The 24,161-nt window shown below is 48.4% G+C and carries 20 protein-coding genes and 1 other annotated feature; of the genes, 4 read left to right on the forward strand and 16 right to left on the reverse strand.

The genetic code is table 11. From position 1 onward, the window contains the following. Positions 1-18: 18 nt before the first annotated feature. A complete protein-coding gene (locus ACSR9A_RS24160) occupies positions 19-660 on the reverse strand; it encodes a carbohydrate-binding family 9-like protein (protein ID WP_473760040.1) in 642 nt (213 codons plus the stop codon). 172 nt (positions 661-832) lie between these two features. Between ACSR9A_RS24160 and ACSR9A_RS24165 the strand changes: the two genes are divergently transcribed. Next, positions 833-1,738, forward strand: coding sequence for a helix-turn-helix domain-containing protein (locus ACSR9A_RS24165; protein ID WP_473760042.1), 906 nt, complete (start codon positions 833-835; stop codon positions 1,736-1,738). A gap of 281 nt (positions 1,739-2,019) precedes the next feature. Here ACSR9A_RS24165 and ACSR9A_RS24170 read toward each other — a convergent pair whose 3' ends face one another. From ACSR9A_RS24170 to ACSR9A_RS24205, 8 genes are all read right to left on the reverse strand, one after another. Beyond that, positions 2,020-2,169: a hypothetical protein gene (locus ACSR9A_RS24170; protein WP_473760044.1), complete on the reverse strand. Its 150-nt coding sequence runs from the start codon at positions 2,167-2,169 to the stop codon at positions 2,020-2,022. 120 nt (positions 2,170-2,289) lie between these two features. Next, positions 2,290-5,010, reverse strand: coding sequence for a glycosyl hydrolase family 95 catalytic domain-containing protein (locus tag ACSR9A_RS24175; RefSeq protein WP_473760046.1), 2,721 nt, complete (start codon positions 5,008-5,010; stop codon positions 2,290-2,292). Positions 5,011-5,230: 220 nt separating this feature from the next. After that, on the reverse strand, positions 5,231-6,271 hold the full coding sequence (locus tag ACSR9A_RS24180; RefSeq protein ID WP_473760047.1) for a LacI family DNA-binding transcriptional regulator: 1,041 nt from the start codon (positions 6,269-6,271) through the stop codon (positions 5,231-5,233). Positions 6,272-6,494: 223 nt separating this feature from the next. Further along, complete coding sequence (locus ACSR9A_RS24185; RefSeq protein WP_473760254.1) at positions 6,495-7,994, reverse strand: right-handed parallel beta-helix repeat-containing protein; 1,500 nt, start codon at positions 7,992-7,994, stop codon at positions 6,495-6,497. Positions 7,995-8,242: 248 nt separating this feature from the next. Continuing rightward, positions 8,243-9,607: an ABC transporter substrate-binding protein gene (locus tag ACSR9A_RS24190; RefSeq protein ID WP_473760049.1), complete on the reverse strand. Its 1,365-nt coding sequence runs from the start codon at positions 9,605-9,607 to the stop codon at positions 8,243-8,245. Between the two features lie 58 nt (positions 9,608-9,665). Continuing rightward, positions 9,666-10,508 (reverse strand): carbohydrate ABC transporter permease, encoded by an 843-nt coding sequence (locus ACSR9A_RS24195; protein WP_473760051.1) that lies wholly within the window; start codon positions 10,506-10,508, stop codon positions 9,666-9,668. Between the two features lie 10 nt (positions 10,509-10,518). After that, complete coding sequence (locus tag ACSR9A_RS24200; RefSeq protein ID WP_473760052.1) at positions 10,519-11,412, reverse strand: carbohydrate ABC transporter permease; 894 nt, start codon at positions 11,410-11,412, stop codon at positions 10,519-10,521. An 8-nt stretch (positions 11,413-11,420) separates the two neighbouring features. Continuing rightward, positions 11,421-12,521 carry a Gfo/Idh/MocA family protein gene (locus tag ACSR9A_RS24205; RefSeq protein ID WP_473760054.1) on the reverse strand — a complete coding sequence of 367 codons (1,101 nt, stop codon included), beginning with the start codon at positions 12,519-12,521 and terminating at the stop codon, positions 11,421-11,423. A 659-nt stretch (positions 12,522-13,180) separates the two neighbouring features. On the opposite strand from ACSR9A_RS24205, the gene ACSR9A_RS24210 reads away from it, so the two are divergent. Further along, positions 13,181-15,175, forward strand: coding sequence for a DUF4832 domain-containing protein (locus tag ACSR9A_RS24210; protein ID WP_473760056.1), 1,995 nt, complete (start codon positions 13,181-13,183; stop codon positions 15,173-15,175). 270 nt (positions 15,176-15,445) lie between these two features. After that, positions 15,446-15,907, forward strand: a complete 462-nt coding sequence (locus ACSR9A_RS24215; RefSeq protein ID WP_473760058.1) for a hypothetical protein — start codon at positions 15,446-15,448, stop codon at positions 15,905-15,907. Between the two features lie 139 nt (positions 15,908-16,046). Here ACSR9A_RS24215 and ACSR9A_RS24220 read toward each other — a convergent pair whose 3' ends face one another. Both ACSR9A_RS24220 and ACSR9A_RS24225 read right to left on the reverse strand, forming a co-directional pair. After that, positions 16,047-16,865, reverse strand: a complete 819-nt coding sequence (locus ACSR9A_RS24220; RefSeq protein WP_473760060.1) for an SPL family radical SAM protein — start codon at positions 16,863-16,865, stop codon at positions 16,047-16,049. 84 nt (positions 16,866-16,949) lie between these two features. Beyond that, complete coding sequence (locus ACSR9A_RS24225; protein ID WP_473760062.1) at positions 16,950-17,645, reverse strand: DNA alkylation repair protein; 696 nt, start codon at positions 17,643-17,645, stop codon at positions 16,950-16,952. Positions 17,646-17,878: 233 nt separating this feature from the next. Here ACSR9A_RS24225 and ACSR9A_RS24230 point away from each other — a divergent pair, with 233 nt between their 5' ends. Further along, positions 17,879-18,310, forward strand: a complete 432-nt coding sequence (locus tag ACSR9A_RS24230; RefSeq protein ID WP_473760063.1) for an HIT family protein — start codon at positions 17,879-17,881, stop codon at positions 18,308-18,310. 77 nt (positions 18,311-18,387) lie between these two features. Here the strand turns inward: ACSR9A_RS24230 and ACSR9A_RS24235 are convergent, their stop codons facing one another. From ACSR9A_RS24235 to ACSR9A_RS24255, 5 genes are all read right to left on the reverse strand, one after another. Continuing rightward, positions 18,388-18,510, reverse strand: coding sequence for a hypothetical protein (locus ACSR9A_RS24235; RefSeq protein ID WP_473760065.1), 123 nt, complete (start codon positions 18,508-18,510; stop codon positions 18,388-18,390). Positions 18,511-18,706: 196 nt separating this feature from the next. After that, complete coding sequence (gene tyrS / locus ACSR9A_RS24240; RefSeq protein WP_473760067.1) at positions 18,707-19,966, reverse strand: tyrosine--tRNA ligase; 1,260 nt, start codon at positions 19,964-19,966, stop codon at positions 18,707-18,709. Positions 19,967-20,284: 318 nt separating this feature from the next. Next, positions 20,285-20,506: a binding site (T-box leader), on the reverse strand. A 172-nt stretch (positions 20,507-20,678) separates the two neighbouring features. Beyond that, entirely contained in the window at positions 20,679-21,557 is an 879-nt protein-coding gene (locus ACSR9A_RS24245; RefSeq protein WP_473760255.1) for a carbohydrate ABC transporter permease, read from the reverse strand. Between the two features lie 51 nt (positions 21,558-21,608). Beyond that, positions 21,609-22,559 carry an ABC transporter permease gene (locus ACSR9A_RS24250; protein ID WP_473760069.1) on the reverse strand — a complete coding sequence of 317 codons (951 nt, stop codon included), beginning with the start codon at positions 22,557-22,559 and terminating at the stop codon, positions 21,609-21,611. Between the two features lie 96 nt (positions 22,560-22,655). After that, positions 22,656-24,161 carry an ABC transporter substrate-binding protein gene (locus ACSR9A_RS24255; RefSeq protein WP_473760071.1) on the reverse strand — a complete coding sequence of 502 codons (1,506 nt, stop codon included), beginning with the start codon at positions 24,159-24,161 and terminating at the stop codon, positions 22,656-22,658.

A 24,161-nucleotide genomic window follows, 5' to 3' on the forward strand; every position in this document is an offset into this window, starting at 1 on the left:
TGAATTGGGTTAAAAGCTTTAATTAAAAATGAGCTTGCCGAAATGCTGCGGCAGATGAAAGTTAACCGCTCGCGTAGGTCGCCATGCTTGATACTCGCGTATACCCTGAAAATCCTGATCGATGCGGTAAACGTTGATTTGCATCGTTAAACCCGGAGCGAAAGGACGCTTGAAATTAGATGCTGGAATATCAATGTAATAGAGCACATTTCCTTGACCGTCTGATTGCACGGACGTTTGGAGGCCGGAAAACTGCCATTGCAGGTCCGAGGAGATCATGCCTCCTGAGCCGTCATTTTCGATAATGGCATCAAATACAACATTATGCGGGCTAACCTCCAGCTCCATATAACGCCGACCCTCCCCCTCCTCGTCAATAAACACCTCGACAACATCCTGCTCATAAAGCGGCTCATCCCGCAGTGTAAAATCAGATACGATATGCGAATCCCTGCATTCGAAACGAAGATGCAAATGCTCCGAACTCCAGCCCAACCTTACCTCCGTCCGCTCCCGCGGCGGCTCTCCGGTTACCGTCTCGACCAGCTCCAGCGCTTCACAGCGACCCCAATCCAGCAATGCGGATGAAGTGCCAGGTGCAACGGGCTCAAGCCGGTTGCAAATGTAGCTGCCGTCAATGGCAGCTATAGCGAATTCCATCAGCTTCATGCTCCTTTTTTAGCAAAATCCGTTATGTTGAAACCCATTAGTAAACATGTGATAATACATTTATATTAGCCGATTTTATCGGATTTTTATTTAGTTGAAAAAGATATTATTTGCACAATTCCGTTTTATTGTGTTTGCAAATATAGGAAAGGTGGTTGACTCTGTGGATAACTCTGCTGCATGCTACCCTCTACAAAGGATAGCTCCTTTTCGGGAATGGTCGCCGAGCGTCCATTATGCCCAATTCCAAAGCCTGCCGCCGGGCCCGATGCCGAAGCGAAGGCTGTATGATTTTGAGCTGCTGTATGTGACCCATGGCGAAGCAGCTACCTATATGCAAGGGCAGCGTTATATGCTCACAGCGGGCCAGCTTATTTTTTTGCCCTCAGGTGTCTATCATCAAAATGAGATTATATCGACTCCTGAAGCGAGGTTTCTAGGCATTCACTTTGATTTTTTCAATGAGCTGGAGGTTCAGACCGAGGCGGATATGGTCGTCTATACAGAAGAGGCCCAAGGAGATAAATTTGCGGTGGAGGCCTGCTCAGAACATCTGGCTCCGTTATCGGCGAGCATCGTCTATACGCCTTCCCTCGTATGCGTTCAGCTCATGGAGCAGCTCGTGCACGAGTTTACGATGCGCCCGCCCGGCTATGAGCTCGCCTGCAAAGCGTATATGCTGCAAATTCTCACCCATCTGCTGCGCTCCTCCTTATCAAGCTCTGTTGCACAGGCCTCTGTGCACGGGGACAAGCTACTGGAATTGATGAAGCAAATCGAAGACGCGCCAGCGGAGCCATGGACGAACCCCAGCCTTGCGAGACGGCTTAATTTGAGCGTCGATCATATGGCGAAGCTGTTTAAGCAAATGGCGGGAATGCCTCCGAGCGAATTCGTCCAATCGATCCGCCACCGGGAGGCGAGAAGGCTGCTGCGTGAATCCGTGCTATCAATAGAGAGCATCGGCGAAAGCGTTGGCTATCCCGATATTCATTATTTCAGCCGGATTTTTCGCCGCCATGAAGGCATTTCACCGCGCGAATACCGCAAGCTGTCCAACATTTTGTAAGCAGCACTCTCTAGGATGCGCCCGCAAACGTGAGCCCTTGCTGCTGCTCCTTGCTTCATGCCTATTCAATGTCAATTTCCTCTGACCATACAAGACTTGAGGAACCACATTATGGGATTGTTACTGAGATTACAGCTGCAGAGAGCATAGTTGCAGAGAGCACTGTGGATGAGAACAAACTGTTTTGGAAGCTCATTCCTTTTTTCGCGGACTGAGTTTCCGCTATTCTGGATCTTAATCCCAATTCAGGACTTAAGCTGACAGGAGATTCGCTATCGCTTTCATAACCCTTTGAAAATGACGATGGGCAGCGCATTAGCGGCTCCTGAGTCCGCAGCCGGTGCCAAAACCAGTGATTCGGTCGAAATAGCGGCTGCTGTGTCCTCCAAGTTGTGTCCACGAAGTCTATCTTTTTGTCTTTTTGTCTTCATGCAGGGAGCAAACCCCCGAAACGAGCAGCATGAAGCTGCCTTTTGCATACACGCCCTAGTAAAACAAAAAAGAGGACGCCTGAGTTACCTCAGAAGTCCTCTCCTCCTTGCTATTGCAGGCTACGCATTGGCCAAAATAAATTCAACCGCAACGTCCGTACCCTTACTCAACGTTAATGAAATATACTTGCCACTCTCGCCTTGAAGCACCTCTGCCTCGCTGCCATTTATGATGGCTTGCGTCCAAGGGACGCCTGCCATTAATTGAATCACATTGCTATTGGCGCCTGAACGCAGAGTAGCCTGTATCTTTTTCGCCGCTACATCCCAGACAAGCTCCTTAACCTCTACTTGAGTTCGTGCCATAAGGCCATTAATGGAGCCTGATTTCCAATCGGTTGGCAAAGCCGGGAGCAGCTCGATTTCACCAGAGTTTGAGAATAACAGCGCTTCATTGACCGCGCCAAGCGTACCAAATGCGGTATCCGTGCAGTAGGTGTGGCATCTTCGGTTCGTATCATGGTCCGTCATTAACGATGGATAATAGGCCGTGCCCGTCATCATAGGCAGCAGAGAAGCGAGCACGCCGTTGCCATTTTTCAGCCTTGCGCTAACGAGCGCCTTATGCATCCAGCCATGCCCCGCGGTGGCATCATGGGTGTTGTAGTCGTCACGGTTTTGAAGCGCGATTGTTGCAGCGGCAGCAAGCCCCGTATTGTTCTGGGCTTCATAAGCCGGCCAAGCCACGTATAGATGGCTTAAATGGCGGTGATTGTTGTTTTCGGTATATTCATTCATCGCCCATTCACGCAAAGCGCCATCCTCATCATATTTATAATTCGGCAGCTGGGTTAGCAAAGTCTCCCATTTAGCAATGGCCGCTTCATAACCTTCGCGTTTGACGGCTCGTTCCATGGCAATAACCATCAGCAGGCCATCCCGCGCAGCAGCGATATCCATTGTGGCATTAGCCGTAATGGTGCTGCTATACCCAATCGGGTTATTTTCCGGTGAATAGGCCGGTATAATGATATAGGCTTCACCGGGGTTCAACGCCATTTTGCCGCTTTCATAACAAGCTTTGCCGCTTGCATCGGTGTAATATTCCGGCGTACCTATCTGCTCCCAAAAATTTGCCTGCTTTGTAAGCAGCGGAAGCAAAATATCACTCTCCAAATCAAGGCTGCCCTTGCTTAGAAGCGCGGCGAATTCCTCATCGCTCAACCCTCCGTCTTTTACACTGAGCAGCGGCTGCAATTCCTGAATCCTCATGCTGTCATGAATCGGAATTTGCAGATTGCCGTAACATTGCCAGTATTCGAAAATAGGCAGTAGGCACCAACTGGCTCCAGCATTCCAATATTCAAACGGATAGTCATTGTCATATTCCACATGCATGCCGCGGTCGCCATCTGAGTTCACGGATACTTGAATCGCATCATGCATCCCATACGCCATTTTTGCATTGTAGGCAAAATCAGGCGTATTTCTCAAGAAAAACGCAATATAACCCAGCTGCGCTTGCGTTAAATGGCCGGAATTCATCGGGGCTACCTGCAAATTGACATTGGCATCAAGGGTATAAATTCCGCGCCAACCGGGGTTCCATTCTCCGGTCCACATGCCATACAAGCGAGGTGCACTGGAGCCGCTGCAGCAAATCATCGCATAGCGCCCCTGATTATACACCTGCTCCATAAAAGCATGATTGACTTTAGTTGGCGATGCTTGCTGCGCCGCAATAAGCGCTACATTATCCGCCCCTTTGTGCTCCTCATCGCCTTGAATCCGAAAGCTTACCGCGTTATATTCGGCTCCGTGCTTGTAGGCATGGGGCGCTAGAGCGGCATTATAATCGAAATGACCGTCCGCATCCTTATATTTTTGCGCAACTGCATTCGTATGTTCAAATAACTGCTCCACAAGCGCATATTGCGTCATCCCGGCAAAATCCTCAAGCCTGCCCATCTCATGCGTTCGATTGGATTGTGTAAGGAGATAGACCGCATCGGCCTCTATAATTTGAATGGCGGGGTTTTGCTCGCCTCCAACATTGATCGTTTCATTCGTATCAGGGAGCAGCACGCGCTTTTTAGTACCGTTTACAACAATGACCTGCGTCAGCCCCGCATATCCTCCATTAATCAACTCGCTGCCCGGATAAGAGGGGTAGTGTGCAACCTGCGCAATATAATCCGCATTCGCATCCACCAGTTTCTTATACGCAAGCGCCGTAACCTCCGTGTGGCCACCTTGCGCCCGGGACATGCTTAAAATGTCATCTACGGAAATCGTCATATTGATTTTGGCACCGGTAGACGACTCGGCAAGCTTCGTAAGCGAAACATTATCGATTCTAGATGTAAACGATGTCCGAACCCATGAGCCCTGCTCATCGCTGTAGCGCACACCCGTCTCTGCCGTTTCGTAATTGGTCCATCGCTCATATTCCGCTGCGCTTCCTTTATTCGTCGCACTAAGCCTGAGCTGGTGTCCGGGATGATAGCTATAGTAGAAGGTTCTTTTTCTCGTGTCCCCATTGGCATGTGTAATTTTCCATTGATCATTTTGGTTAAAAACATTCCATCTAGCATCCGCCAGCTGCCCCGTTAATTCCTCGGGAATGACCCTTGGATCCTGGGAAGGATAGTTAAACCACATATATTGAAAAATAAAGCTGTCCATATACGGCGAGCCGGATGTAATATAACCATTTTCACCGTTGCCGCTAACCATGCCATCCCGCCATTCAAATGCAGGATTAGCTGTTGGAACTTCCGTATAGGTGCGAGAATAATTTCCCTTTTCATACATGCGCGTGCTTGATGTGGCTGTCGTCATATCGTTCCCCTCCAACGTTGTTAACTTCGTAAGCTCATTATAGCGATACGAGCGAAAATATATATTCGTGAAGGCGACAAGTAGAGTGAGCGGCATGTCGCTTTCGTATAGATAGAGTGGCGAGCAGGAGGGTTTTTCAATAAAAAAAAGATGACTTCTGATTAGAGCTATCAGAAGTCATCTTTTAATGGATCTACATGCACATACATATCCAGCTGTGCTATGGCGTAACATGCGTAAGCTTGCTGCTGGTGGAGTGGCGGAGCAGGCAGCGGTAGGGAATGACCATTTTGACCGCGATCTGATATTGATTTTCCAAATAATCGATCAGCAGCTTGACCGCGAACATGCCCATCTCCAGCTTGGGCACATGAATGGTCGAAAGCGGCGGCGATGTAAATTCGGATATTTCAATGTTATCGACGCCGAAAAAGGCAATGTCATCGGGAATTTTCAACTCGCGCTCCGTCGCTGCGCGCATTGCCGCAATCGCCATCATGTCACTGGCAGCAAAAATAGCCGTCGGCCGCTGCGCATTGTTCGCAAAAGCCTGCTTCGTCAGCTCGTAGCTGAGCGCCACATCCCATTTCACATCAATGACCCATTCATCATCCATTGGCAAGCCCGCTTCCTTCAAGGCGCTTTGATAGCCGAGAAAACGTTTTTCCGCACGGAAGTCGTCCTTGTATTCCGAGCCGCCAATATAGGCGATATGGCGATGGCCCTGCTCGACAAGATGGTTAACCGCTTCCTTCGCAGCTGCCTCCCGATCATAGCTGACTACAGGAACCTCTCTATCGGCAATATCGACACCGACGACCGCCCGGACATTCGTTTTAATCCAGCGGTACGCCTCAGGATCAATGCGCTCTACTACGAGCATGCCGTCGATTTGATGTTCCTTCACCAAGGCTTGCAGCTGCTCGGTATCCGTTTCCTTCTCAATGCTGTATACGAATTCGAGGCGCATGCTCGAGGCGGCAAGCTCCTTCTCTATCCCTTCCAATATGACTGAAAAATAAGGATTGTTGTATTTGTTTTGCGGAATCGCGACTACGCAACCAATTCGATAGGCTGTTTTGGCTTCTGTCTTTTTCTTCTTTGCCGGTCGGAGCGTGCGATAGCCAAGCTGCTCGGCGGTTTCCCAAATTTTTTTACGGGTCTCGTCGCTAACGGAGCGGTTGGCATCGTTTTTCATCACGCGTGAGACCGTCGAGATGGATACGCCAACGCGATCCGCTATATCTTTCAGTTTAGCCATTCCTGATTCCTCTTTTCACCTAAGCAATAGATAAAAGCCCGACTATAATTGGGGCAAATTTTATTTAACCAACAATGATTTGCGGCAAATATAATTTTATAGTCCAGCCTCAGGGAAGTCAAGAAAATCGCCCATTCTTCCCAATAAAAAAACGTCAGGAAAGCCTGCTTTGCCCTGGCGTTTTTTGCGTCTTTTTAACCGTTTGCCTGCTTAAGCTCTGCCATTACTCATCTGCACCAATATTAACAGCTGTACCCTGTACACGCGGCTGCCCATCGATATCCAGCGTACCGATAAGGGCGGTATCCGTGTCACCAGCATCCATAGCTGGGGACGTCGCTTGCAGATGGAAGTCATTCAATAAGACATTTGCGAACTTAGGATCTGCAAATACAGAATGTGAATCGCTGCTAGAATTCGCCTTGTATGCCGCGTAGCCGTTATACTCGACATTTTTCCAAACCCAATAAGCATCCGAGCTTCCGCCTGGCGTAAAATACAAATTATAGTCGACGATGTTGCCGACGTTTTGCGTATATTCATTATAGATGAGAACGCCTGTCGAGCTGGCCACCATAATATTGTTTTTGACCACATTATTTTTTGTGTCAAATTGAACGTACAGCTGGCCGGCGCCGTCACCGATTGTATCATTTTTGTACAGCGTATTGTTGATGATCTTGCTGTCTGTCGTGGAACCGCGCTGCTTATCATAGCCGCCCATTGCAATACCGGTTAGACGGTTGTTGTAAATAACATTGCTTCGCACCGTAATATGGCTCGTTGATTTCCCTTTATGCTCGGACGCAATTTCAATTCCAATATCATTGTTGTAGCTGTAGTTTTGCTCGATGATGCTGTCCTTGCCGCCATCGACATAAATGCCGCCAGCTGCATGGCTGTTGTTGGGCAGCTTCTTGCCATAAGAAGGATTGTTATTGGACGTAATGTTGTAGACCCGGTTGTCCTTCACTAGACCGCCCCGAACCTGATCATAGGCTGTATTCGGGGCGGTCCCCTCAAAGCCGATCAGGTCGATGCCGATATTGTCATTGTCATGGATCAGATTATTCGTTACTTCGAACGTATCCACATTGCCATTGAGCACAAGCGATTCGCTGGAGCCGAGTACCAAATTGTACAGCTCATTGCCGTCAATCGTCACATGGTTGAGCGAAGCCGGCGCCTTTGTGCCATATACGGCAATCCCATGAGCATCACGGCCCTGCAAGCCGCTGCCTGTCGGTGTCACCGTATTTTTAATCGCATGAACTTTATTGTCCAGCAGGCTGATATAGCTTCCAGCTCCGCTCACATAGATGCCTATCGGCACCTTATTTTTCGAAGTGCTTATAAAATTGCGGATTTCCAAGCCCTTAATGGTCACATGGCTGACATCGGTCAAGCTAACGAGGCCTTCCGCACCACTCGCCGTCAGTCCCGTGCCGTCAATAACAGCGACTTCTTTTGCATAATTCGTGAAGAGGATTGGCCCTGCCGCAGCAGAGCCGGAACGGGTCATGTTCAGCTTCTGGTTATACACGCCACCCCGAACGTAAACTGTGCTTCCAGCCGGTACCGCATCAGCTGCATGCTGCAGTGTTTTCCATGGCGCGGTTATCGTACCGGCATTGGAATCATTGCCTGTCGTTGCAACATAATATTCGGCTCCCTCTGCCGAAACGTCCGGTCCCGAAACACCGATGACCAGCAAGGTGAACATCGCCACGCCGAGCATGGCGATTACATATTTATTCATTTTCATGACGAACGATCATCTCCTTGAGGAATGCTCCACTTTTGTAATAGCAGCCACTGTACTATAGACCTCTGCTTATTTTGTCAGATAGATGGCCCCGTGGCTAGCTTTTCTATTATATCGGCATTCTATAGGCCACAGCTTATACAAACACAAAACAACAGCAGCTCGGAACCTTAAGCACGGCTCCAATGCTGCTGTTATTTGTCGTTTTAGTTTACTTTGGAGGTCAATTCCTTAATCGCCGCCATTAGATCGCCTTCACCCGCAAGCGGAAGCTTGAGCGATTGCTCGCCATACGTCCATACGAGGTCGGTTTTCTTCGCCGTGAATGGCGATACGATGCCGTATTGCTGGGCGTCAAGGAAGATTTTGTTCGCTTCGCCCATCGTTTCAATATAAGCATCCGATGCCGCTTTATTCGCCGGAATCGAATAGCCCTGCTTAGCAAGCTCCGTCTGCCCTTCAGGGCCCGCAAGCCATGCCAGTAGCTTGTAAGCCGCCGCTTCATGCTTCGTATTAGCGCTGATTGCCATGCCCGCAGGCTGGACAACCGTTTGGTTCGTCTTAAATTTCGGCAAATAAGAGATGCCGTAATCAATGCCCGCTTCTTTATAGTTGGCGGTGTTCCAGCTGCCGCCCGGATTCATAGCAACCTTGCCCGTTGTAATCGCAAGGTTGACTTGGCCGCCAAGCCCTTCGATTTGCGCAGGCGTTGTGTTGATCTTTTTATTTTTCGTCAAATCAATAAAATATTGCAGCACTTCAATCGATTCCGGGGTATCGAGCGCAAGCGTTCCATCATCATTGACGAGCTTGCCGCCGTTCGACCACAGCTCAGGCTCAAGGAACCAATCCATGGTCGAGCCTGGGGAAATCGAAAGGCCCCATTGCACGATGTTTTTGCCATCAAAGCCCGCTTCGCCTGCGTTTTTGCCGTTTTTATCAAACGTCAGCTTCGTCGCAATATCGGTAATTTCATCCCAAGTTGGCTCAAGCGATGGCATCGGCGCCTTCAGCGGGTTTGTTTTTTCATCAGAGAACAATGCTTTATTGTAGTACCAAACGATGACATTCGCATCAATCGGCAGCGACACCTGCTTGCCCTGATATTTATGAAGACCGAGCAGGCTAGGATCGACATTGTTCAAATCAAATTTATTGTCGGTGAGCAAGCCGTCCAGCTCTTTAAAAATGCCCAGCCCCGCATATTTCTCTACATAAGCATAGCTCGTTTTAAATACGTCCGGAAGCGTTCCTCCAGCGGCATTCGCCGTCAGCCCGTCCCAATAGCTGCCCCAGTCCTTGCCTTCCAGCTTGACCGTAATGCTCGGATTAGCCGTCATGAACTTGTTTAGCAATTCCTGTGTGCGCTGAAGCTCCTCGGCCGTTCCCCACTGAGAATAGGTAATCGTGACAGCCTCTTCAGCTGGCGTGCTGGAATTGCCACCGGCGCTTGCTGGATTCGCCGTATTCGTCTGCCCGCCTGCATTGCCGCCTCCGCAGCCCGTTACAAGAATAGACGTAGCCAACAACGTAGTACCTACACTCAACTTCCATTTGCTCTTCGTTTTCATATACAGTTCCCCTTTTACATCATGTAGAAAGCAAGAAAACCAGAACCAGACCGCGCGACTATCCTTTGGAGCCCGTCAGCACCACCCCTTCCACAATGTAGCGTTGTGCGAAGAAATACAGCAGGCCAATTGGAATGATACTAATGAAAGCACCGGCCGCAAGCGCCGGGAAATCCTGGCTCGTCTGTCCAATCAGCAGCTGCAGGCCAACACTTAGCGTGAACAGCTCATTATTTTTGATATACAGAAACGGTCCGAGAAAATCGAGCCAAGAGTTGACGAAAGCGAAAATGATCGTCGTAATAATAATTGGCTTGGACAGCGGCATAATGACTCTCGCATATACAGTCCAGCGATTGCCGCCATCGAGGTAAGTCGCTTCATCAAGCTCCTGCGGAATCGTCAGAAAAAATTGCCGGAATAGAAAAATGTAATAGGCGCCTCCGAGCCATGCCGGAACGATCAGCGGCAGCCATGTATCAATCCACCCCAGCTTCGCGAACAGCACATACGATGGAATCATCATAATAGACGGCGGAATCATCAGCGTCAGCAGCACGATCGGAAAAAGCTTATCCCGGTATTTCGTCGCAAAACGCGAAAAGCCATAAGCCACAATGGAGCTGGAAACGACAGCGCCCGCAGCGACGAAAAACGAAATCGCAAAGGAGTTTTGAATCCACTGCCACATCATGGGCTGGACGGCGAACAATCGCTCAAACGCCTCAAAGTTCATCTGTTCTGGAAAAATAGTCGGCGGCACCTTGTACGTCTCCGCCTTCGTCTTCATCATCGTCGAGAGCATCCACACGAGAGGCCCTACAAATAACACCAACGCTGCGAGCAGCAATACATATTTGGAGATCGTCGCTGTCATGCTGCTTTTTTGCCCGCCATTCATATAGATCCCCCTATCTCTCTCCTTCGTAATACACGAAGCGATTCGATATTTTCATCAGCACAAAGGTGACGAGCGAGATCAGCGCGAACAGGAAGATCGATTGTGACATCGCCATGCTGAACTTCAAGTCGGTAAAGGCCGATTTGTAAATATTGTAGACAAATGTATAGGCTGCATAGTTCGGGCCGCCCTTGGAGAGCAGCAGCGCCTCCGTAAACATTTGAAAGTTGTACATCGTTTGAATAATGATAACGAACAAAATCGAAGGGCTGATCATCGGCAGCGTGATGGCTAAAAATTTGCGGACACCCGCCGCACCGTCAATTTCAGCCGCTTCATACAAATGCCTCGGTACATTTTTGAGCGCCGCCAAAAAGATCAGCACCCCACTTCCCGAAATCCACACCTGCAGCAAAATGATAACCGGCTTAATCGTATGCTCGCCGCCGATCCAATCGATCTTATCAAAGCCGAGCAGGCCGAGCCCCAAATTCAAGATGCCGAACTCCGCATTGAAGACGAGCCGCCAAATAATGACGGTTGCCACAATTGGCACAAGCGTAGGCAAGTAATAGAAGGTACGGAACAGTGCAATGCCCTTCACATTAAAATTAAGCAGCATCGCCAGCACCAGCATGCCCGCCGTTACGATCGGCACACCGAAAACGACGAAATACATCGTGTTGAGCAAGCTTTTCAGAAAAATAGGATCATCGATCATATGAATGAAGTTATCAAAGCCGACAAAGCTATAATTGACCGCGCCTGGCAGCTTCGCATCCGTAAAGGCGTAAAACACCGAAGTGCCGAATGGAATCAGGAAGAAGATCGTAAAGCCAATGATCCATGGCATAATAAATAGGAAAAACAGCAATGTGTCATATTTTCGCAAGCTATTCATCATGACACCCCTTAGCCAGTGATTTCTTCTAAATAGACATACCGTTCTTCTAAAATAGATTTTTCGGCAGCGAGCGCAATCAGCAGTGCATTACGACCAACCTGCGCCGTCGCAAACGGCTGTTTGCCTTCTCTTACGCATTTCAGGAAATCGATACGCTGCGTTTGGCCGCCCGTATGGCCGCCCATAATGGAATCCGACGTTACATCAATATCGAGATGATCCTTCGTCCAATCCTCGCCGCCGACGATATCAATCGTCTTGTCGTTGCGCGCAACCATCTGTCCGCCATTGTCGCCAATCAAGCCGATTTCAAGTCCTTCGCCAAGCAGGTTTCTTGGCTTCAAATACATGCAAAGGCCGAGGTTCGCCTTACTGCCGTTGTCATAATCAATCGTAATGAAGGCGTGATCGACGATCGACGTATCGGAAATATTTTTCGCTGGATAATGGCTGTAGGAATTCGTAATGAGATTCTCTTGCCCCTGCTTCATCACATGCTGGCCGCCTGAAGCAAATACGCGTACCGGATTCGCCTGAATCATCCAGTTGAAAATATCAAAGTGATGGCAATCCTTCTCGACGATCGCTCCGCCCGACCTCGACTTGTCATAAAACCATTCGGTAGGCGGGAATGGATCACGGAACTCCTTGCACCACATTAGCTTTACATCGCCCAGACGCCCATTTTCCAATTCCTTAGCCATCCGGCGGTATAAGTTGGAATAACGGTAAACGAGCCCGATTTGCAAAATACGCCCAGATTTTTCTGCCGCTTCAATAATGGCATCGCAATCTTTAATTGTGTGGGCAACCGGCTTTTCCAGAAACACATGCTTGCCTGCCTCCAGAAAAGCAACCGCTACCTCGCGGTGCAAATAGTTCGGAACGCTGATAACAACCGCATCCAAATCCTCTTTATGAAGCAGCTCATGGTAATCCGTTACGATGACCGGACTGCTGTTTTTAAGCTCAGCAACGGTGCGTGCTACGTTAGCTTCGTTCATATCGCAGATATAGCGAACGTCACTGCCTTGAAGCAAATCAAACCCGATGCAATGATGCGACCCCATGTCGCCGACACCGATAAAAGCCATTCTAATGTTCCCCATGTCTACACACTCCGTTGTCATTAATTTTGCGGCAATCATTATCCGCCGCACCTCATGTTAGGTTATCTAACAAAGTTTTATATCTGATTACGATAGTAAAACAGTTCGCTCTTGATGTCAATCAATTTTTGGCTAAATTATCTCTGTATTTGCGGCAAATAAATTGATTTCGGCTATAAACCTTGATTTATCCGTAATTATATAAGGTTTTATTATTTTTGAAGCGTTTACAAAACAACTTTCGTCAAACCACTCTTTTTAACTCAACTAATATTTGCCGCAAATTTCCTTTCGTTTGATATAGATTATTACATTGAATTGACGTTTGTCAACTGCTTTATATTTAGGCAATTTTCACACTTGATCTGGAAAATTTCTCTTGTTCTGTATGCTCATATCGCCTATAATGCAACATATAAACGACTTCCGCATCATGAAAACACTTCGAATTATTTGCCGCAAATTTTAATTTTGAAAATCTATCACCTAGATGATTTGTACAAAATACTCTCATGAATGTAACAAAGCCAAGACAGCTTGGAACAAACCGCTTGCCTACTGAAAGGGGGTGATTTGCCTGTAAAATGGAAGGATAGACGGCCTTTCATTCATTCGAATGGCCTAGAGCGGGACAACCCTATAACCCAAGGAGGTTTACCATGTTTAAAGCAGCCGGCAACAAAAAGCTTTTAGTCCATTTATTTTTGACTTTTGCACTCGTCTTCGCAATCTTCCAGCCGATTGGCACGCTTCCGGAAGCACAAGCCGCTACGATTACGGTCGATGGGAATGTAAGCGATTGGAGCAGCATTAATGCGCTCGCTACAGGTACTGGAGCCGCTCAAAGCTTCAAAATGACAAACGATGGAACAAATCTGTATTTGCTCATCCAAGGCTCAGGCTTAAGCACGGCAATGGGCAGCTTCTGGCTGAACACGGACAACAACACGGCAACGGGCTATCAAGCATCAGGCTGGGGTGCTACCGGCATTGAATGGTTGCTGGAAAATGCCGGGTTATACCGCTATGCGGGAACCGGAAGCAGCTGGAGCTGGAATGCGAATACGACCCTCTCCTCCTCGCAATTTTTCCGCAGCTCTACCGTTATTGAGGTCGCCATACCTTTAGCCACTTTACAGATTAGCGCTGGCAGCACCATTCAGGCTGGCTATATCGATAACAACTCGACGACCTCGCGGCTGCCGGCGGCAAGCCAGACGCTTCCCTCCTATTTGCTTGCTTCAAGCGGCGGTTCAGGCGACCCTGGCGGAGCGACAACGATCGCATACCCAGTTGAGCTGGACAGCCCTCTTAATAACCCGTTTAAAGGCTGGGCTCCATCCGCTAAAACGACAGGCTACCCTCAGCAGCACAAGCTCGTTTATGCCGGGGTAACGTGGAAGGAGCTTGAGTCGACGAAAGGAACATATAACTTCGCAGCCATTGAAGCGACGAATAATTTCGCTCATTGGAACAGTTTAGGCGTTAAAGTTGTGCTGCGGTTTATTCTAGATAGCCCAACTGGCGCAGCGCACCGGGATATTCCCGATTGGCTTTACAATGATATGGTCGCCCTCGGCCAATCTCCAGGCACCGCCTATAACGATACGACTGGCGGCATGGGCACCGGCAACAATATGGGCTTTTCGCCCAACTACAGCTCTGCTTATCTAATAGAGCGGCATAAGCTTGCTATTGAAGCGATTGCCGCCCGGTATAATACAAATGAGCGCCCTGTCGCTTTTGTCCAAATCGGCTCGATTGGCCATTGGGCGGAATTTCACACATGGCCTTATGTAGGGCCAAATGGCGAAGCGAATTACACGGGCGTCTTCCCGCCAAATGCGATTTCGAATCAATATGTGCAGCATTATATTGATGCCTTCGCCGGCAAAGAGGACAAAATGCAGGTACTGATCAGACGCAGCATCGCCCTTGCCAAAACGAACAATAAGGGGCTAGTTATGGGCATGTTTAACGATGTGTTTGGACATAAAGACAGCTTCGATGCGGATTGGGGCTGGTATACCGGCACACAAAATGGCTACTGGGACGATATCGGCCAGCAGCAGCCAGCGCACGCTAACTTTTGGGAGACGCGTATTTCTGGCGGGGAGTTTTACGGCGGAGCGTCCGGCATGACTGCCGCGCTCACTACGGGCAGCGGCTTTACGGAAACGCAACGCCAGACGGAGCTGAGCAAGCCAAGCTGGCTTGGTCCTAACTCGCCTGCTTCGCTCGCGGTAGGCAATACGCTGCAAAGCAATATCGATACCCTGAAAAAACGGATGGGCTATCATTTTGTTGTGAAAGAAATTTCACATCCATCTGCTATAACTGGAAGCACGTTTGCTACAACGATCAAGCTAGAAAATAAAGGCGTCCAGCACTTCCCATTCGGCTGGCCAGTCGAAATTCAGCTGCGCAGCGGCAATACGGTCGTCGCGAAGAAAACGACAACAGTCGATTTGCGCACTTGGAAAACAGGCACTTATACAATTAGCGATTCGATTCCTGTCTCCAGCCTTGCTTCGGGAACCTATGATATCGCGATTGCGATCATTAATCCGCAAACGAATGCCCCAGGCGTCGACTTTGCGAACACGAACAGGCTCGCTGATGGGGCTTATAAGCTGAGTAGTGTGACGAAATAGTAGACTATATCATGGAACGATGAAAAGGCTGTCGAGGGATCTCGACAGCCTTTTTTTTAATATATCATTTGTTTAACTAACTTGCCTTCTAAAAATCATACATTATCCAGGATGACTTATGCGGAAAAAGTGTTATAATATGTATCTAAATATTGCTAAAGTAGGTGAAGTGTTATTTTAAACAAAAAATGGTTTCTATTCGTTCTAATCCTCACATTACTTATGATTCCTACAAGTATCACAAATGCAGCCAATTCCAAACCAGAAGATTTGTTTAAGAAAAAATACCCCAAAGAGAAAATCTCCGTTAGCAAATCTGGAGACTTAAACAATGACAAAAAAGCTGAACATTTTATTTTGGCAGAGTCGGGAAACTTCTATTTTATCAATGCTAAAGGAGCAATTGAGCTTATCACTACAGAAATCATTAGCGATGAAGACTTTGCGTCTCCAACAGTTCAAATTTTCTCTGTTACAAAAACCGAGAAACATGTGGCAGTAGCCTATGAATATTTTCCTTCCAACACTAGAATGGAAGTATTTAGATTAAAAAAGGCTTCACTTGAAAGCGTCCTGGATATTATGGGGGATCAGGGGGTAACCATTAATAAGAAAGGGCAAGTGACACAGCTGTGGAAAAAATACAATAATGAAGGCTGGTCACTAGCTGCTGCTGTTTATACTTGGAACTCCAAAACGGCCAAATACAAAGGAAGCGGACAGCTTCCATAAAAGCAGTTCTAACTTTACATCTTAGTAAAACACCAGGCATCGAAACAATAAATCATGAAATAGACCTCCTACTGTTTAGTAATTGACAAGGAGGTCTATTAGGTTTTTCGTAGTGGTTTCCGCATTACAAAAGCTACCCTCAAGGCTCAAACCCCGCCTGACTTATAAACAGCTGCTCCTCCGCAAATACCTCACGGAACTGCAGATAAACCGTCTCGTAAGCCGAAGGCTCATACCATTCCTCAGCTCCTAGCTGCGCATACAGTGTCTCAAGCCCAAGTCGCCTCGTTCGTTTACCGCCGCTTCCATCACCCATAAAATAATCGTCTATGCACACCCGATCCACGAGCGTGGCAAGCTTGCCCGCAAATGCCTCGCTGCTCGGCAGCAATGGCGCAACCGCCGCCTGAGTCGGCACGCCAGCTTCTTTCAGTAATCGCAAAGCTCTCAATCGAGCTTGAATGGGCGGAGCCATCGGCGAAAAATGCTTTCGTATCGCCTCCAAATCCGTCTCCACCGTCATACTGACGCGCACCCGGCTTCCCAGGCGCAGCAGCAAGTCGATGTCGCGAGTAACGAGCGGGCTTCTCGTCTGAACAAGCAAAAAATCCGGCGGCTCCTCCGCCATCGCCTCCAGCAAGGAGCGCGTCACCTGCTCCTTATATTCGGCTGGCTGATACGGGTCCGTACTGGAGGACATAAAAATCGTCACGGGCCCCTTCGCCCTCGCTTTTCGCAGCTCTTTCTTAAGCAGCTCGGCGGCGCCAAGCTTAACATCAACCCAGCTTCCCCACTCCTGTCCACGGAAGATGGACACCGGCATGCCCCGCACATAGCAATAGGAGCAAGCGAAGGCGCAGCCCGTATAAGGATTCAGCGAATGACTGTAGCCTGACAGAAAGCCGGTCCCTTTATTGAGCAGCGTCTTCGGCTGCTTGTATAAAAGCTCGTTTTTCATCGTGCCCCCTCCGGCATTCTAAATAATAAGCATGCGCTGTATGCCATCTACTATACTTACTCTACTTCAATCAGCCTTGCCTGATTAGCTTTTCACGACTTTCCGCTTCATGCTGCGGATAATCGCTTTCGTATCCGGATCGATGCGGTACGATTCGGTTATTTTTTGCAGCGCTTTGTTATACGTGAAAGTGTCGAGCGCATTATTTTTCAAATAGGCCATTGTCGGCTCTGGTTGCTTGATGTAGCAGATGGATACCGCCCATGCCACCGCCATTTTCACATAATAGGCAGGATGGTCAATCTGATCGAGCCGCTGAAGCACCCGCTCTATATATTCATCATTTACATAAAAATTAAGCAGCATAACCGCTGCAAAGCGCAAATCATACTCCTGCTCCGAAGCAAAATACGGCTGGATAAAACCCCATATTTCCTGCGAATGTTTTTTGGTCACCTTCAGCCCCGCACAGAAGCTGTCGCAGACCGACCAATTATCGATTTTCGGCACAAAATCGGCGATATAGCGCTGAAGCTCCTCCATATCCGTCTTCACGAGGCCAATGACCATGCCCTGCAGCATGACCTCCTCGAAAAATTCATCGTCCGCCTCCGCCAAATAAGCGCGCCAGTCGCCCTTTACAATTTCTGCTGCAAGCTTACGCAGCTCCGGCAGCCGAACACCCATTACATTGCTAATATTCGGTATCAGCGACGCAGCAAACTTTTGATAATCCGCCTCCGCCCGCAAAAGCAGCTCTTCCCGTATCATTTGTGCCATTCCTATCCCCCGCTATTCCATTCATTTCGTCTTATCCTTACTATACCTCAAGCCATCAAGACTGTAAGCCTAAGAGAATGAAAGAGCAAGATAACGAAATCTATCATCGCCTATTTCAACTCCTATAGCTTTCAATTTCATTACCTAGATAGGCTATCGTCTGGTAAAATAGAGCTGTACGCACGATCAGCTATTGCCTTATCATTCTATCCTTCAAAGGAGCGATTCCATTGATGAATCACGATTCATGCGTATTTTGCAGGCCAGAACTGGAGGCGCGGCAGCGAGCTATATTAAGCAATGAAAGCTGCATCTTTTACCAAATGCCTCAGGACATTTTGATTGGTTCTGGTTTAATTGTTCCGCGGCAGCACCGGGAAAATGTTTTTGAGCTGACGGAGCAGGAATGGGCCGATACGTACCAGCTTGTACATAGGGTGAAGGCTCATTTGGATGAGCTGCATCAGCCAGATGGCTATAATTTGCAGTGGAATACGCAAGGCGCAGCAGGACAGCATCTGTTTCACTCTCATTTGCATATCATACCGAGATTTGCCGACGAGCCGCTGGCAGGCAAGGATTTGCGCAGCTTTCTGGGTAAAGAGGATAATCGCAGGCCCAGCTTGGCGGCCAATGACTTCCAGCACGAAATTCCTCATAAATAGTTAAAAAATATAGCCAAACAGCTTCCTTACGCTGTTTGGCTATATTTACGCCGACCCTGTTTAGCCAGGCAATGGCCTCAATCCGAACCTTTGGCGGACTGAAATGCCGCTATTTCCCTCAAACAACGCTCGATGGAGAATGTCGCGGACTCAGGGGCAGCTAATAGCTGCGAATGCCCATTTTCAAGCCGAAATTTCATGAATAACGGCTCTCCTGTCCGCTCAAACGCTGAAATCAACAAAAAGCTTAAAATAGCGGATCGTCAGGCCGCAAGCTAACCGTCTCGGACTAATCCAACTGCAGCAGCTGCGATTCTCTAACAAAACTGCATTAGCTCAGCTGCTTCAGCTGCGCTGCTCTGCTGGGCTACACTAACCCAGCTTAACCTTGCTGCGCTAGCCCAGCTTCACCAAGCTGTAGCTTTTTTTACCTTTGCGAATAATGATGAACCGACCGCCAATTGCATGCTCCGCTGTAACGGTAAATTCAAGCTCCGTCACCTTCTCGCCGTTCATGGAGATGGCGCCCTTCGTAATATCCTCGCGCGCTTGGCGCTTGGAAGGCTCAATGCCGAGATCGACGAGCCAGTCGACGATGTTTTTCGGCTCCCCGTCCGCTGTGAAGGTCGGCATTTCTTTAAAGCCCTGCTCGATTTCATCCGCTGTCAGCGAGCGAATGTCGCCGCTGAACAACGCCGCTGTAATGCGCTTTGCCTGCTCCAGCAGTTCTTCGCTGTGCACGAATTTCGTCATTTCCTCTGCCAGCGCCTTCTGCGCTTCGCGTTTATGAGGCTCGGTTTGCACCTTCTCCTCGAGCGCTTCAATTTCCGCTTTGCTCAGGAACGTGAAGAATTTCAAGTATTTCACGACATCGCGGTCATCGGTATTCGCCCAGAACTGGTAAAACTCGAATGGCGTCGTTTTGTTCGGATCAAGCCAGATCGCGCCGCCCGCCGTTTTGCCGAATTTCGTGCCGTCGGCTTTCAGCATAAGCGGAATCGTCAGGCCGAACGCTTTCGCCTCTGAGCCTTCTTTTTTCCGAATCAGGTCAAGGCCGCTCGTAATATTGCCCCATTGATCGGAGCCGCCGATTTGCAGCTGCACATCCTCGTTCTGGAACAGGTGCAGGTAGTCGAGCGACTGCAAAATTTGGTACGAAAACTCGGTGAACGAAATGCCGCTATCGAGTCTGCTCGATACGACGTCCTTCGCCAGCATCGTATTGAGGCTGAAATTTTTACCGAAGTCGCGCAAAAACTCAATGACATTGATTTTGTGCGTCCAGTCGTAGTTATTGACCATGCGCACCTGATTGTCGCCGTCAGTCATAAAAAGCTTTTTCAGCTGTGCACTTAACGCGTCCACATTTGCCTGCACTTGCTCCAGCGTTTGCAGCGAGCGCTCGGTCTGGCGTCCGCTTGGATCACCGATCGTTCCGGTCGCTCCGCCAATGAGAATAACGGGGCGATGGCCCGCGAGTTGAAAACGTTTCAGCATCATAAACGGAATCAAATGTCCGATATGCATGCTGTCACCAGTCGGGTCAACGCCGCAGTACAGCGACACTGCCTTCGTATTCGTCAGCTCGCGAAGTCCCTCCGCATCCGTCTGCTGGTTAATGGCATCGCGCCATCCGAGTTCATCCATAATATTCAAAGCAAACAACCCCTTTTCCATTCGATAATAGTAGCATGTTTTACGTTAATGAGCGGAAATCCGCGCTGGGCTTGGCTTTTTCAAAATATAAGAATTTATAAGTTTTTCACGTATAAATAGGCTTAAATTTCTCCGTCAAAGCTCTTCGCACGTCCCAGAAGGACGACGAAGTCGTTTTTGCTTGAAATATAAGAATTTATAAGTTTTGCACGTATAAATGGGCTTATATTTCTCGGACTGAAACGCGCCGCGCCGCCAGAGGACGGCGACAGCCGTTTCACCTTGGGCAACAAAAAATCGCCCCTCGTCTACTGGAGACATAGGGACGATTGAATAACCGTGGTACCACCCAACTTGCACAAACAGCTTGAAAAAAACTGCTCATACCGCTTTCGGCGAAATATCGTTCGCCCTGCCGCTTGGCATTACCCAAGATACTCCAGAGTGTAATTCACAGCCCTTGTATGTGTCAGGTCTCATCAACCCCTGACTTTCTGCAACAGGGACAAAGCTGCTACTGCGCTCTATCAACGTATAACATGTATTAGATTATAGACAGTATAGCGGAACGTGAAAATCATTGCAAGCTTAAACGTCAGGTAAAAACGTATGGTGAAAAAGAAGCTTCGCTGCATGAAAAGCTTGGCTTTCGATCGCCATTACCCTTGAAATTCTTTGAATCAGCCGCAATAGGTGAAATTTCAAGGGTTGCCTATTCCTTCACCGCCCCGATCGTCAGCCCTTGAACGAAGTAGCGCTGGAAAAAAGGATAAGCCAGCACGATCGGCCCCGTCGCCAGCACGACCATTGCCATTCGCGACGTATCCTGCGGCATGTTTTGCAATATACCGGTGCTGATCGCCGAATTGGTCGAATTTTGCATAATGAACTGCATGCTCGTCTCAATTCGCATCAGCATCGATTGCAGCGGCACCAGATTAGGCGTGTCGATGTACAAGAGTGCATTAAACCAGTCATTCCAATAGCCAAGCGTATTGAACAAGCCGATTGTAGCAATGCCGGGAAGCGACAGCGGCAGCACAAGCCGAATAAACGTTTGCAGCTCGCTTGCCCCGTCTATTTTCCCCGATTCAATAATGGCGGTAGGCACCATCGTACTGAAAAACGTTCGCATAATGAGGATATAAAACGCATTGACGAGCATCGGCATAATAAGCGCCCATATCGTATCCTTCATATGCAGCAGCTGTGTAACGACGATGAAGGTCGGCACCATGCCGCCGTTGAACAGCATCGTAAAAATCGCAAAAAAGCTGAATAAGCGACGATATTTAAAGCTTCTCTGGGAAATAGCGTACGCATAAAGCGTAATGATGACAAGGCTCAATAGCGTACCGACGACCGTTACAAAAATCGTGACGCCATACGAGCGCAGCAGCGCATCCCCTGTCCGAAATATATATTGGTACGCCTCCAGGCTCCATTCCTTCGGAATAATGCGGTAGCCGTTCGAGGCAAGCGATTTTTCATTCGTAAATGAAATGATGACGACGAACACAAAAGGAAAGACGCAAGCAATCGCAATGACACCTGTCAGCAGGCTCAGGAGAAAGTTGGCAGCAGGTGAGATTTGATCGAAACGCTTTGGTTTTTTTACGGGCACCTATAGCTCCTCCTTCGTTTAAAACAAGGCATTATCCTTATTTTTTCTTCTGACGATGTAGTTGGACAGCATAACAAGCAGAAATCCGACGAAGGACTGATAAAGCCCGGCAGCCGTGCTCATGCCGATTTCGCCGTTCACCTTCAAGCCTCGGAACACATACGTATCAATGACGTTGGTCATTGAATACAGCAAGCCCGAATCTCTTGGCACCTGATAAAAGAGTCCAAAATCCGCGTAAAAGATTTTTCCGACAGCGAGCAGCGTCATAATCGATATAACCGGAGCGAGCAGCGGAATCGTAATATTCGTAATTTGCTTCCATTTGCCTGCACCGTCAATCATCGCAGCCTCATAAAGCGAGCGGTCAATTCCCATAATAGCCGCCAAATACACGACGCTGCTGTAGCCAACGCCTTTCCACAGGTTGACCAATACGAGAATAAACGGCCATTTGGAGGGCTCCGAATACCAATTGATTCGCTCCATGCCCATCCATTCGAGCGTCTTATTCATCAGCCCTTTATCAAAGCTGAGGAAGCTGAATACAAAATAGCCGACAATGACCCATGATAGAAAATAAGGCATAAACATTGCGGTTTGAAAAAACTTGCTCAGCCGCCTATTCGTAAGTTCGACTAAAATAATCGCCAGCGCAACGGCCAAGATAAGCCCTAAAATAATAAAGGCTGCATTATAAAGCACCGTATTGCGCGTAATGATATAGGCATCCGAGGTGCTGAACAAAAACTTAAAGTTGTCTAGACCCACCCACTTGCTATTCATGATGCTGGCAAAAAAGCCATCCTTGCTGTATCTGTACTGCTTAAAGGAAATAATCGTTCCCGCCATCGGCAGGTAGGAAAACAGCAAAAACCAGAGGGCGCCTGGCAGCACCATCAAGAGCATCGCTCGATTGCGCAGGATGTCCCGTGAAAATATTTTCAGCTTGTCGAACATGTCGTTCATGTCGTTCATCTCCTTACACCGCCAACTTATCAATGCTCGTTATCGTTATAAAAAAAGAGAGGCAAATCCGAAAATTCGCCTCTCCCTATTCACGGATTATTTAGGATTCGCCGCTTTCCACGCATCAAGCTGGGTCTGTGCTTCCGCAATAACTTTATCCAGCCCTGCTGAGTTAAACTTCTCAATCGCCTTTGGCAAATATTCATTCGGATCAACCGTACCCGTCATTAGCGCCGACCAGAACTCGCCTTTGACGTTCTGAATCGATGCAAGCTCGGTCGTGACGCTCGTCGAGTCAAAGTTGAAGCCCAGCGTTGGAGCTACTTTGCCCGCTTCATTGAACACTTTGTATTCATCCCACTTGTTCTCAGGATCGCCCGTATTGAGATACGTCAACGTCACATTGCCAAGCGAGAAGGTCGGCATATCATAATTTTTAGACTCATCCAAGTTCTCCATCGCATTGTCAGCCGTTTTCTTGTAATGGACGTTTTCGATGCCGGAATCGATCATATTGCGCAATACCGGATCGGTGTTCAGCAGGTTCAGAAATTCCATTGCTTTCTCTGGATGCTCCGAATTAGCCGAAATCGCCTGCATCGAGCCCATGACGGACCAGTTGAAAATCATTGATTCGCTTGCGGGCGTTGATACGACCGGATAACCATAGCTTGCACTCCACAGATTATCGGCGAAAGGCGTCGTCGCTGCACGGTCAAGGAACCATTTGCCGGATTTTTGCGTATCGTCCAGCCCATTGGTCGTTGCCGCCTCTGGCGAAACGTAGCCCTTCTTGTAGTAGCTGTGCATCGTATCTAGCGCTGCCTTAAGCTCAGGCGTATCCAGCACGTTTACGACTTTGTAATCGCCTTTATCCAAGCTTACGACCATTGGCAGGTTGGAGATCAAATAATCGTACGGCAGCACGGGCATATAATCCTTCGTTATGGCGAATGGCGTAATATCCGGCTCGCTGTCTTTAATCGTTTTCAGCAGCGGCTCTATGCTTTCCAGCGTATAGATGCCATCCATGCTCAAATTGTATTTATCCAGCAGGGTTTTGTTAAAGCGCCATACTTCAAGCGCCGGAAGCTCTTTTTTCGCCGGAATGCCGTAGTTGTGACCATCTACCTTGGAGCCTTCAAGAAAGGCCGGATCAAGCGTCTCCACAATTCCTTTGCCCTGCTCCTTCAATAAATCATCGATTTCATAAAAGGCTCCTTTACGGACATTTTGCACGTAATCGAATGCCCATGAAGAAGTAAACATGATGTCCATAGGCGTTCCTGATGAGGTAGCGATTTGCATTTTTTGCGTATAATCGCCCCAATCCATTTGGGTCATTTTGATCGTTACGCCAATTTTCTCGGCTGTATATTTGCTGACTTCCTCCATAACGCGGTTTACATCCTTTTGTGGGGTTCCGATTGTGTACCAGCTCAGCTCCACTGTTTCATCTTTAGCCGTATTGCCGCCGTTGCCGCTGCTCTCCGCCGTTGCACCTGTTTCTTTCGCACCGCCGTTTGAGCTGCATGCCCCTAGCAGCAGCGAGAATGAAAGCAGCACCGCGAATAGCATCATCCAGCTTTTGTTTTGTCTCAT

The sequence above is a fragment of the Paenibacillus sp. R-74696 genome (genome assembly GCF_055814915.1).